This is a genomic window from Lactobacillus sp. M0403 (assembly GCF_016101265.1).
GTDB lineage: Bacteria > Bacillota > Bacilli > Lactobacillales > Lactobacillaceae > Lactobacillus > Lactobacillus apis.
In genome coordinates, this window is record NZ_JACFQV010000004.1 from 147,131 (window position 1) to 158,885 (window position 11,755).

General features: G+C 36.6%; 10 protein-coding genes. 2 read left to right on the top strand and 8 right to left on the bottom strand.

Features of this window, described 5'->3' with window-relative positions; all coding sequences use genetic code 11:
- Positions 1 to 2: 2 nt before the first annotated feature.
- The 5 genes from H3T48_RS06365 to H3T48_RS06385 form a co-directional block, all read right to left on the bottom strand.
- Positions 3 to 980, bottom strand: a complete 978-nt coding sequence (locus tag H3T48_RS06365; protein ID WP_198188921.1) for an SIS domain-containing protein — start codon at positions 978 to 980, stop codon at positions 3 to 5.
- A 216-nt stretch (positions 981 to 1,196) separates the two neighbouring features.
- Positions 1,197 to 1,850, bottom strand: coding sequence for an amino acid ABC transporter permease (locus H3T48_RS06370; protein WP_046306301.1), 654 nt, complete (start codon positions 1,848 to 1,850; stop codon positions 1,197 to 1,199).
- Positions 1,851 to 1,866: 16 nt separating this feature from the next.
- Positions 1,867 to 2,505, bottom strand: coding sequence for an amino acid ABC transporter permease (locus tag H3T48_RS06375; protein ID WP_046306299.1), 639 nt, complete (start codon positions 2,503 to 2,505; stop codon positions 1,867 to 1,869).
- Positions 2,502 to 3,317 (bottom strand): glutamate ABC transporter substrate-binding protein, encoded by an 816-nt coding sequence (locus H3T48_RS06380; RefSeq protein WP_046306296.1) that lies wholly within the window; start codon positions 3,315 to 3,317, stop codon positions 2,502 to 2,504. The genes H3T48_RS06375 and H3T48_RS06380 overlap by 4 nt, the downstream gene beginning before the upstream one ends.
- A gap of 11 nt (positions 3,318 to 3,328) precedes the next feature.
- The gene (locus H3T48_RS06385) at positions 3,329 to 4,066 is read right to left on the bottom strand and encodes an amino acid ABC transporter ATP-binding protein (protein ID WP_046306293.1); all 738 of its coding nucleotides are present in this window, start codon (positions 4,064 to 4,066) and stop codon (positions 3,329 to 3,331) included.
- 329 nt (positions 4,067 to 4,395) lie between these two features.
- Between H3T48_RS06385 and H3T48_RS06390 the strand changes: the two genes are divergently transcribed.
- A complete protein-coding gene (locus tag H3T48_RS06390; protein ID WP_198188922.1) occupies positions 4,396 to 4,839 on the top strand; it encodes a GAF domain-containing protein in 444 nt (147 codons plus the stop codon).
- Positions 4,840 to 4,921: 82 nt separating this feature from the next.
- Here the strand turns inward: H3T48_RS06390 and H3T48_RS06395 are convergent, their stop codons facing one another.
- The 3 genes from H3T48_RS06395 to H3T48_RS06405 all read right to left on the bottom strand — a co-directional run bounded on the left by H3T48_RS06395 (position 4,922) and on the right by H3T48_RS06405 (position 10,146).
- Complete coding sequence (locus tag H3T48_RS06395; RefSeq protein WP_198188923.1) at positions 4,922 to 7,591, bottom strand: calcium-translocating P-type ATPase, PMCA-type; 2,670 nt, start codon at positions 7,589 to 7,591, stop codon at positions 4,922 to 4,924.
- A gap of 178 nt (positions 7,592 to 7,769) precedes the next feature.
- Positions 7,770 to 8,942, bottom strand: coding sequence for a nucleoside transporter C-terminal domain-containing protein (locus H3T48_RS06400; RefSeq protein ID WP_074425675.1), 1,173 nt, complete (start codon positions 8,940 to 8,942; stop codon positions 7,770 to 7,772).
- A gap of 10 nt (positions 8,943 to 8,952) precedes the next feature.
- Positions 8,953 to 10,146 (bottom strand): metallophosphoesterase, encoded by a 1,194-nt coding sequence (locus tag H3T48_RS06405; protein WP_198188924.1) that lies wholly within the window; start codon positions 10,144 to 10,146, stop codon positions 8,953 to 8,955.
- A gap of 207 nt (positions 10,147 to 10,353) precedes the next feature.
- Here H3T48_RS06405 and H3T48_RS06410 point away from each other — a divergent pair, with 207 nt between their 5' ends.
- Positions 10,354 to 11,712 (top strand): PTS transporter subunit EIIC, encoded by a 1,359-nt coding sequence (locus H3T48_RS06410; protein WP_198188925.1) that lies wholly within the window; start codon positions 10,354 to 10,356, stop codon positions 11,710 to 11,712.
- Positions 11,713 to 11,755 lie beyond the last annotated feature (43 nt).

Genomic DNA, 11,755 nt, shown 5'->3' on the forward strand with positions numbered 1-11,755 from the left:
CACTAATAATCTAAATGCCACATGTAACGACGAGCTTCTAGAGAATGACCTCTTTCATATGAAAAGCCTTCAGCAAGTTGACGGAAGACTACACCTGAAAGAATCTGTGAATAATATTCTTTAAAGTCGTCATCAATTTCGTGCATATCAAAGTCTGCATTATCAATTACATAAACTTTCTCGCTGTGCTTCTTAGCAAAGTCAACCGCACGTTGGTCCATCTTGCGAGTAACACCCATTCCTTCACAGATAATGAAAGGAACATCAAAGTCGGTAATTTCAAAAGGACCATGGAAATATTCAGCTGAATCAATGCAGCTACTGTTAATCCATTGCATTTCTTGGAGCCAGCATGCTGAAAATGAGTATGTCTCACCCAAGTTAATGCCTGAGCCAATTGCGTAAATCAACTTCTCACGCTTTAATTCACTGGTCCACTTCTTAGTTGTATCACCGAATTGTTGGCGAGTTCTTTCAGCAATTGCTTCCAAGTCGTCAAGTGCTTTCAAGCCCTTGTCATACTTAGCATCACCAGTCACAGCCTTTAACAGACCAAAAATAAAGCCATAAAGTACACCGGTGTTTAAATCAGAAGCGTCTGTACCTTTTCCCCAACTGTAATGCAAAGTATAGTCAGAGTTCTTCTCCAAGTCTGAATCAGGTGTGAAGGCAATTCCAATTGTTAAAGCGCCTTTTTCTTTAGCAAATTTGGCAGCTTCATTAGTTTCTGGAGTACTACCTGAGTGAGAACAAGTTACAACTACACTATGCTCGCCCAAGTCATGAGGATCACGTGTGGTAAATTCACGTGATGGCAAAATAGTTGCAGGAATGTCGCACTCGCGGTTAATAATGTACTCTGCTGGTTGCATAAAAGCCATTGAACCACCACATGCCGCAAAATAAATATGATTGATGCCGTCAATCTTTTGACAGGCTTTAATCGCATTTGTTATTTCTTCTTGATATTGTTTCTTCATTGTTTACCTCTTATCTATTAATTGTTATATGATGTTATATAATAAGATAAGTGTATATTTTTAATCTGTCAATACTTTTTCTAAAAAAAATCTAATTAATTGTTTATTTATAATCGGATACTCAGTCATAAAAAGCTTTATATCAACAAAAACACACAAAAAAAGGATTTCACAGTGTGAAATCCTTTTTAAGAAAATAAATCAAAATATTTAATTTTAAGTCAAATGTTTTCCAATTACGTTGCCAATCACTGAAAGTGTAAAGCAGACGATGAAGTATAGTACTGCTAAAGCAGCAAACATTGGCAAAATATAATTAGAATTTTGTCCATAAATAACTTGTGCATGCTGCATCATTTCTGGAACAACGATAATTGTTGCTAACGAAGTATCCTTAATTAGCGAAACAAATTGACTAATAATTGTTGGAATCATGTTCTTATATGCCTGTGGCAATACAACATGCCATAATGCTTGAACAAAGGACATTCCCGTTGATCTTGCACCTTCCATTTGTCCGGTAGAAACTGATTGAATTCCTGAACGAACAATTTCTGCAATCATGCTTGATTCAAAGACCGTCATTGCAATAACTGCTGCTGGAATCGTTTCTGGTCTCAACCCAAAGTTTGGCAAGCCAAAGTAGGTAAAGAAGATAATCAAAAGTAACGGTACGTTACGGATAATATCAATTATAAAACCAACGATTTTTGAAACAAACTTGATTTTTGAATATCTAATAATTCCCAAAATTGAGCCAATAATGAAACTCAAAATAACTGAAATTACTGAAATATAGATAGTAACCCAAAGGCCCATTAATAGAAAGTGCACGTTTAGCCATGAAAAGGCGCTAATCCAATTTTGCATTTCACTGAACCTCCTCTCAGGCTAATTTCTTTTCCAAATACTGCATGTAGTAGCTAAGTGGTAATGTAACAATCAAATACAAAACCCCAACGACTAAATAGCTGTTAATCTGGTCAAAAGTAGTCGAAGCAATTGAGTTTGCTTGGTACATTAAATCAAATCCTGCAACGAAGGCAAGAACTGATGAGTTTTTGACTAAGTTAACAAACTGGTTCCCAAGTGGTGGAATAACGATCTTGAATGCTTGTGGCAAAATAATGTAACGCATTGCTTGCCAATAAGTCATACCTGTAGAACGAGCACCTTCCATTTGTCCACCAGAAACAGATTGGATACCTGAACGAATCGTTTCAGCAATAAATGCAGAAGTATAAAGCGTTAAACCAATTGTTCCTGCAGTAAAACCATTAATCTTCATCACATATTTTGGAATAACAAGATAGAAGAACATCGTAATTACCAGCAGTGGAATGTTACGCAATATTTCTACGTAAGCACGTCCAATGAAGCGAGCTATTTTACTAGGAACAACTTCCATAATTGCAAATACAGTTCCTATAATCAAACTGAAGAATAATGCAATCACACTTGAAAGTATCGTCCAGCCTAAACCAACAAATAATTGACCACTAAATCTTGTAAAAATATCAATCATCGGCGATACAGCTCCTTATACTTAAATCCTGGAACATCGCCAAACCACTTTTTGATTAAGCGGTTGTATTCACCATCGTGCTGCATCTCAAGAACTGCCTTGTCAACAGCCTTAGTAAATCCGGTTTGTCCCTTATTAACCGCAACACCATAAGGTTCAACGGTGAAAGTTCCACCACGAACTTCATAGCCTGGGTTCTGAACTGCTAACCCAAATAAGATACCATTATCAGTAGTCAAAGCATCACCTTGACCTGATTTCAATGCATTCATAGCTTGAGCATAATCTTGTAGTTCAATCACTTTTGCCTTAGGAGCTATCTTTTTAATGTTGTCCACTGAATTAGCACCAACTACCCCAATAACAGTCTTACCATTTAAATCTTTGGCACTTTTAATTGAGGAATTTTTAGCAACTAATATTGACTGACCGGCATCAAAGTATGAGTGTGAAAATGAAATAATCTTTTTACGCTCTGGAGTAATCGTCATCGTAGCAATTATTGCATCGACATTACCATTCTTCAGAAGCGGTATTCTTGATTGTGACGTAGTTGTGACAAATTCTGCCTTGCCTTTGGGCCCTAAGATACGCTTAGTAATTGCTTTGGCCATGTCAACATCAAAACCTTTTTGTTGACCATCGCGGACATCAATCAAGCCAAAAAGTTTAACATCACCTTTAACACCCCAAGTAATCGTATTAGACTCTTTAACATTATCTAAAACAGATTGATCACTTAGGCTCTTACCACATCCAGTTAGCATCAATACACATGCTAGTAAAGGAAGCAACCAAAATTTCTTTTTCATAATCGGCCTCCTTAGTGAGAGATGATCTTACTCAAGAATTGTTGTGCCCGTACTGTCTTAGGTTGTTCAAAGAAACTTGCGCTATTCTCATCTTCAACAATTTGACCTTGGTCCATGAAGATAACTCGGTTGGCAACCTCTTTAGCAAAACCCATTTCGTGGGTAACAATCAAGGATGTCATTCCGCTCTCATTTGTAACTTTCTTAATAACTTGCAAAACATCATCAATCATTTCTGGGTCAAGCGCACTAGTTGGTTCATCGTAAAGAATAAGCTTAGGACGCATGGCCAATGTTCGAGCAATGGCAACACGCTGTTTTTGACCACCTGAAATTTGTGAAGGCATATTGTGTGCCCATTTTTCCAGACCAACCATTTCGAGCAGTTCCATTGCTCGTTTTTTGTTTTCTTCTTCTGGAATATGGCTAACAATTCTTGGTGCCAACATAATATTTTCAAGTACATCTTTATTTTTGTACAGGTTGAAGTGCTGGAAAACCATCCCAACATCACTTCGAAGAATGTTAAGGTTAGTCTTTGGATCAGACAAATCATGACCGTTAACAATCAATTGACCTTTTTGGATTGTTTCAAGGCCGTTCACGGTACGTACTAAAGTACTCTTACCTGAACCTGATGGTCCAATTAAAACCACCGTCTCCCCTTCATCAATTTCCAAATTAATGTCGTGCAGTGCATGAAAATGGCCATAATATTTTTGCACGTCATGGAACTCTATCATCGACATTGTTATCGCCCCTTTCATTATCTTGCAATAAAATAAGTCATTGAGACCATTTTACTATAGCCGTTAAGATTTTTAAAAATTATACACCTTTTTTAATGAAAATTTATACATTTTTGTAATTTATTTCTTACAAATCACAAAGTTTCTTAGGTACCAAATCATTGTTAAATCTTATATTAGCAGTGATTTTAGTGCTACCACACATTTCATTATAGCTTTTTTATAACGGCTTGTTCAATCTTACACATTTGAAATCAAAAAGTAAATACTTTGTTTGACTTTTAAAAATCACCCTCTTAGTTTAGACTTAGTCAAAAAGGAGAAAGCTAATGGACAAACTTGAACGTTATCAACTGCTACTTAAACAAGCACAAAGCCTACTTGAAGATGAGCACGATTTGATCGCCAATATGAGTAATATCAGTGCCCTTCTGTTTAATAATTTGCCTGATGTCAGCTACGCTGGTTTTTATCGTTATCAAAATCATGAATTAATTTTGGGACCTTTTCAGGGTCCTGTTGCATGCATGCACATTGCAATAGGCAAAGGTGTTTGCGGTACAGCCGCTAAAACAAGAGAAACGCAAATTGTCCCTGATGTTCATAAATTCGCTGGCCATATTGCTTGCGATGCTGCTACCAATTCAGAAATCGTCATTCCAATCATGAAAAATGAAGTTTTGATTGCCGTCTTAGACCTTGATAGCAAGGTCTTTGCACGTTTTGACGATATTGACGCAGAATACCTAACTAAAATTGCTAACTGTATTTAAACCAGCTTTTTAAAATTAATAAATGCAAAAAAACTGGTAAACTACTGCTTCTATAGCGTAATTTGCCAGTTTTTTAGTTATTTTATTTTTGTCCAGTTTGACGTTGGAAGAATTTAACAATTTCAACAATGATAATCATACAAGTTCCTGCTCCTAAGACAATTAACCATTGCATGCCATTTAATTCTGTAACATCAAAGAACTTAGTCATAAATGGTAATTCTACTGCGGCCATTACTATTGCTGAAATTAGGATAGCCCAGTTAAACCATTTGTTTGTAAGTGTGTGCTTAGAAAAGATTGATTGATGGATATATTTTGAGTTAATCGCATGGAATAATTGGATTAATCCTAAAGTCAAGAATGCCATAGTCAATGCATCCGCATGCTGTAAGTTAGCACTGTTAACATGCGGACCAAATTTCAAGCCTAATTGATAAGTTGCTAAAACTAAAATACCTTCCAAAATTCCTTGGTAGACAATTGAACTAGAAACACCACCACTAAAGAAATTGGATTTCCGACCACGTGGTGCCCTCTTCATGATGCCTTTTTCCACTGGTTCAAGTCCAAGCGCAATAGCTGGCAATGTGTCAGTAACAAGGTTGATCCAAAGAAGTTGAACGGGTGCTAAAATGTCCCACCCAAGCATTGTCATCATGAACACTGTCAAAACTTCACCAACATTACAACTCATTAAGTATAGAATTGCCTTTTGAATATTGCTGAAAACTTTACGACCTTGCTTAACAGCTTCAACGATTGTGGCAAAGTTATCATCGGCCAAAATCATATCGCTGGCACCCTTGGAAACTTCAGTACCTGTGATACCCATACCGATGCCAATATCAGCTTGCTTCAAACTAGGAGCATCGTTAACACCATCACCGGTCATCGCAACAATTTTACCACGAGCTTGCCATGCCTTAACAATTCGAACTTTGTGCTCTGGCGAGACACGAGCATAAACGCTGTAATCAGGTACATGTTCTTGCAAGTATTCATCACTAACTTCATCAAGTTGAGCACCAGTAACCACGCGTTCATCTTGGCCTGGTTTTAGAATTCCAAGTCGCTCAGCGATTGCTTGTGCAGTCACTTGGAAGTCTCCGGTAATCATAACTGTTCTGATTCCTGCATCATGTGCTTCTGCGATTGCCTTTTTAGCTTCAGGTCTTTCTGGATCAATCATCCCAACCAAACCAACAAAAATTAAATCTTGTTCAACGTTATCAGTAGAAGGAGCATCGTATAGCTGATCAACTGTCTTATACGCTAAACCTAAGACTCTTAAGGCTCTTCTTGCCATTTTTTGGTTAGAAAGTAAAATTTCTTCTTTTTGTTCAGCAGAAATCGGTTCTACCTTGCCATTAACTTCGATTTTAGTAACTCGTTTAAGTAATTGGTCAGGTGCTCCCTTAACGGCAACAAAATATTGTCCACCATTTTCATTAACCGTACTCATTAACTTACGACCAGAATCAAAAGGAACTTCTTGAACCCGTTTGTGCTGGTCAAGTAGCTGATGAACATCAATCTTTTGATCTAAGGCATATTGAATAAGTGCCGTCTCAGTTGGATCTCCCAACAATCTATTTGTGTCATCAAGCTTAGAGTCGTTAGCTAAAACCATTGACAACAACGTAGGGTTAGCTTCAGAAATCTTCTGGTCTGCTTGATGAGCTTCATTGTCATAGTAGACCTGCTCAACTGTCATCTTATTTTGAGTTAATGTACCAGTTTTATCTGAACAGATAATATCAGTTGCACCCAAAGTTTCAACTGCAGGTAATTTACGCACAATCGAATTGTGCTTAGCCATTACTTGCGTTCCCAGCGCCAAAATGATGGTAACAATTGCAGGTAGTCCTTCTGGGATTGCCGCAACTGCTAACGAAACTGCAACTAAGAACATATCAATTGCTAATTTTTGTGTTGGCTCTGTACCCTGCTTGGTAAAGAAACCGACAACGAAAACAACCGCACAAATCAGCAAGATCATAATTGTTAATGTCTTACCTAATTGGTTAAGGTTGCGCTTAAGTGGTGTATCCGTTTCATCGGTATTATTAAGCATGGTGGCAATTTTACCGACTTCAGTATTCATCCCAATTTCAGTGACAATTCCTTCACCACGACCATAGGTAACATTTGTATTGGCAAACGCCATATTATCCTGATCGGCTAAAGCAACTTTATCCTCATCAATTTGGTCGTGCTCTTTATCAACAGGTACTGATTCCCCAGTTAATGCAGACTCCTCAATCTTCAAGCTTTCAGTGATTGTCAAACGCAAGTCTGCGGGAACGACATCTCCAGCTTCAAGTAAAACAATATCACCTTGCACTAATTCGGTACTTGGAATCTCAACCACTTGCCCATTTCTTCGCACATGCGCATTCGGCGTGGCCATTTTTTTCAGAGCATTAATTGCTTCTTCAGAACGAGTTTCTTGGAAAACACCCAAAACAGCGTTCAGGATAACAACAACCATGATAATCGCAGCGTCTGTCCACTCTTGAGCGACAAAGCCTGATAAAAGCGCAGCAATGATCAAAACAATGATCATAAAGTCCTTAAATTGTGCAATAAAACGTTGCAACATACTGGTTTTCTTCTTACCAGCAAGGCTATTAGGACCATATTTTTCCTGAAGCTGCTTTACTTGCTCCGAATTCAAACCATTTTCACAAGATGTTGAAAGCTCTTGTTCAATATCTTTAACTGACTGATTATAAAAATTTTGGGGCATTTTTTCCTCCTAAAAATAAAAAAGAGACTTATATGTTTAACACACACAAGTCTCACTAATTAAGATAAGTCCAGAAGTATATCTTCGGTTGTTGGGCTTATCGCAGGTAATTGCTGTTACTCCCTTATGATGTTTTTATTATAAATAAAAATCTTCAGATTAACAAGGAGAAAGCTAATTAAAATGAATAAAATAGACCAGCCAATGCCCCATTAAGAATGCTGACTGCTGTTGCCACCAAAAATAGTCTTAATGCATGACTTGCAATAGCTTCACCATGCTCTTCATCAACCATTGTATGCATGATACCTAATGTAGTACCCAAGTTTGGTAAGTTAGCAAAAGAAATCAAGAAAACACTAACAATTGCTTGCGTCTTAAGCGGAACTGCGTGCATATTAATTTGGTTTATTGCGACAAAGATATTGGTAAATGCTTTGGTAGCCAGAACTGTACCAGCACTAACAATTGAATGTGGATCTACTCCCATGATAAAAGCTACAGGAGCACAAACATAACCAATTAAGGCCGTTAAGGTTTTACCACAAACTGATTTGAAAATAATGTTGACAAAAGTAATTAACGAAACAAAACCAATAATTGAGATTGAAATGTTAATTGCCAGTTTAAATCCAAGGTTCATGCTGTCAATCAAACGCGTAATCAATGACTTTTGATTAGTGTTCTTAGTCGAAATTTCATAGTTAACTTGCGAAATATCGTATGGTGCAACTATTTTAGCAACAATAATCGAAGTGAAGAGGTTAAGTATCAAAGCAACAATAATAAATTCAGATTTAATAATATGCATATATGAAGCAATCATTGTTACTGTAGTATTTGATAAAGTATAAATTGATAGCGTAAATAATTGATTTGGTGACATGTCTTTCATTTGATCCTTGAAAGGAACAAAAACACCATTACTTACAAAAGGATAACTTAAAATCGTAAACGCATTAATTTCATCAATATGGAACAGCTTTTTCAGAACTTTACCAACATATTTAATAATAAAAGGTAAAATACGCAAATACTGCAACAATTCAATCAGTGCACAAATAAAAATCAATGGTAATAAGACATTTAAGAAAAATTGTGAAGTAGCACCAGGATTTTTCAAATCACCGAAAACGAAGTTTACACCCTTACTACTAGACTGACTGATAATGTTTAAACTACCGGATAATCCCTTAATGATCCAATTACCAATTGTTGTCTTTAAAATCAAAAACAGGATTACTAATTCTGTTACAAAAAGATAAATAAGTGATTTGTAGTCGATGTGCTTGCGATCAAAACTTACCAGATAAAGTAGACCCAACACTATAATAATTCCAATTACTCCCATTACTTTCTCCCTAATTGCGCTGCGTTAAATAGTATGAATATTCATCAAAAATATTATCAACAAATTGATCCGTCAACCGATATTCTGGTACTTCATAAGAATTCGTCAGAACCAAAAAATCGTGAGCATTAGAATCATAATTTTCTTGCTTAAGAGCCCAATCTTGTTGGCTGAAAACCTGATATTCTGACGAAGTCAGGCGATAAATTCTAACACCATATGGAATGGTAAAAGAATCTATTACTTGCTGCCTAGTTTTCCCTTTTAAGCTAATAAAAATTCCTAAATGCTCGCGAGCAAATTTTTGTTTTAAAAACTCTACTAAATGACTGAGATCAAAATCTTCTGCAAGCCAATTTTGATAATCTTCTTCTGAATAAAAATCGCCTGTTTTGGCTGGCAGAGTCTCAGTTAAGACGATTTCTTCTTGACGTTTTACAATTTCATTTTGATTGTTAAATTCAAACGTCATGTGACCAAAACAATTACCTCGGTATCCGCCTTGAACAACAAGGGTATCACCTATTTGACCATGATTAATACGATGCTGGTGACCACAGCTAAAACCATCAATTCCTGGTGTTTGCGATACTAATTTAAAAGTTTCGTCCTCACCCGTTGCATAGTTAGTTTCATCGTGTGTCCTCAAATCTCGTTCAATCCCGCCGTGATAGCCGACTAAAATCAAATCGACTTGGTCGCGTAAAGCTGCTACCTGTTTTTGTAATTCAGGTAATGCTTCCTTAACTACTACTCCAGTGGTTACATCAAAGTCACTGATCATTGACATTCTACTTGTCAGTAAACCAATTACTCCCACTTTGATGCCATCAATTTCTTTAATGGTAGACGGTGAAAAAATCCAATTTCCTTCTTCATCAAAAACATTACAACAAACATAGTCAGCATTTAAATGGCTAACCTGACGCTTTAAATAATTCAGTCCATGATCAAAATCATGGTTCCCAGGTACCATGACATCAAATCCAACCTTATTGGCATAATCTACTATTGGAGATACTTGCATTTGATCACAAAAATAAGTGGTCAAAGGATTACCAACAAAAAAGTCCCCACTATCCATTAATAGCGAGTTAGGATATTTTTCCTTTATTCCTTGCAACGCTAAGGCAGGTGGCTGCCCCTCATTAGAAATAAAGCCATGGATATCTGTCGTAGTTAACACATTTACTAGTTTATTCACTGTTTCCTCCTTTTTTAAATTTGTTAAAAAATACCAACAATTTAATTTTATACTAAAGGATTTATAAATAGCAATATACTTCTAAAATGTTCTTTTTAAGTTCATTGACAATTACTATAGAGTTAAATTATAATATTGCTTATTTTTTAAAATATAATGAGATAATCCAAAAGTTATTCTCATTAATTTTTATAAGTGGGAGAATGTATGAATAATATTAATGGTGAATCAGAGGCAATTTTAAAATATGTTGGTGGACCAGATAACGTCAATAATTTGGTCCATTGCGTAACTAGATTGCGCTTTGACTTAAAAGACGATAGTAAAGTCGATAAAGACAAATTGAATTCCTTGCCTTGCGTTTTAAGTGTCGTTAAAAGTGGAGGTCAAGAGCAGGTCGTAATTGGTACTAATGTGGCAGATTATTATGACGTCATTCAGAAAAAACTGAGTGATCACAAGACAGCTAACTCTAAAGAAGAAAAAACAGATAAAAAAGCTAAGTTGTCAATAACTAAAACTATTTCCGGGGCTTTTATGCCACTTCTTTCGGTGATGGCTGGGGCTGGAATGGTAAAGGCCGTTCTAACAGTTTTAGCTAATTTGCATTGGTTATCTGAAACTAGTACAGCCTATCTTGTCTTATCTGCAGCTGGGAATTCAGTCTTTTACTTCCTACCTATTTTCGTCGGTATTACTTTAGCCAAAGAATTTAAAGCAGATCCATTTGTCGGTGGAGCTTTGGGTGCAGCACTGTTAGAACCAAATTTTACTCAATTGGTCGGAAAGCACGGGCTTAGTCTTTTTGGCATGCCATTAGACGCAATTGACTATTCCACCACAGTATTTCCAATTTTCGTTATCATTGGAGTTTACATTTTACTTGATCGTTTATTGAAAAAGATTATTCCGCAACAGGTTCAGATTTTCCTGAATTCAATGATTTGCTTAATTATCTTAGTACCAGCAACCGTACTAATCTTTGGTCCATTTGGTGATACTGTAGGTAAATGGATTTCAGCTATTATCATGTGGCTATTCGGTAAAAGCAGATTAGTTGCTGGCTTGCTGCTAGGCATGGTCTATCCTTTCTTAACCGTACTTGGTTTACACTGGGGCCTAGTGCCAATCACATTGCAAAACCTCAAAATGTACGGTGGTGATGTAATTGGTGGTGTGGCAGTTGCAGCCGTTTGGGCACAAATCGGTGTTTCCCTCGGTATCTTTTTATACAGTTTACTCAAAAAGAAAGATGCCAAACTCAAGGGACTATCAGGATCTGTTACAATTACAGGTATTTTTGCCGGTGTAACTGAACCTATTTTGTACGGTTTAATTATGCCCTCAAAGAGATTAATGATCATCACAGCAATTGCAGGTGGAATTGGTGGTGCCATTAATGCCTCACTTCACGTAGTTGTTCGAGCATTCCAAATTGACAACATTTTCTCAATCTTGATGCTAATGTATAAGCCAATTGGCTTTATGATTTTAGGCTCCGCAATATCTCTAATTACGGCAGCAATATTAACCTTCTTTTGGGGAATCAATCCAAAAGATCAATAACAATTTTCAAAGCAAAAAACGTGGTTCCGGGTGGAATCACGTT

Excerpts from the sequence above, each read along its gene's own strand:
- H3T48_RS06365 (WP_198188921.1), bottom strand. The coding sequence starts at position 980 with ATGAAGAAACAATATCAAGAAGAAATAACAAATGCGATTAAAGCCTGT.
- H3T48_RS06370 (WP_046306301.1), bottom strand. The coding sequence starts at position 1,850 with ATGCAAAATTGGATTAGCGCCTTTTCATGGCTAAACGTGCACTTTCTA.
- H3T48_RS06375 (WP_046306299.1), bottom strand. The coding sequence starts at position 2,505 with ATGATTGATATTTTTACAAGATTTAGTGGTCAATTATTTGTTGGTTTA.
- H3T48_RS06380 (WP_046306296.1), bottom strand. The coding sequence starts at position 3,317 with ATGAAAAAGAAATTTTGGTTGCTTCCTTTACTAGCATGTGTATTGATG.
- H3T48_RS06385 (WP_046306293.1), bottom strand. The coding sequence starts at position 4,066 with ATGTCGATGATAGAGTTCCATGACGTGCAAAAATATTATGGCCATTTT.
- H3T48_RS06390 (WP_198188922.1), top strand. The coding sequence starts at position 4,396 with ATGGACAAACTTGAACGTTATCAACTGCTACTTAAACAAGCACAAAGC.
- H3T48_RS06395 (WP_198188923.1), bottom strand. The coding sequence starts at position 7,591 with ATGCCCCAAAATTTTTATAATCAGTCAGTTAAAGATATTGAACAAGAG.
- H3T48_RS06400 (WP_074425675.1), bottom strand. The coding sequence starts at position 8,942 with ATGGGAGTAATTGGAATTATTATAGTGTTGGGTCTACTTTATCTGGTA.
- H3T48_RS06410 (WP_198188925.1), top strand. The coding sequence starts at position 10,354 with ATGAATAATATTAATGGTGAATCAGAGGCAATTTTAAAATATGTTGGT.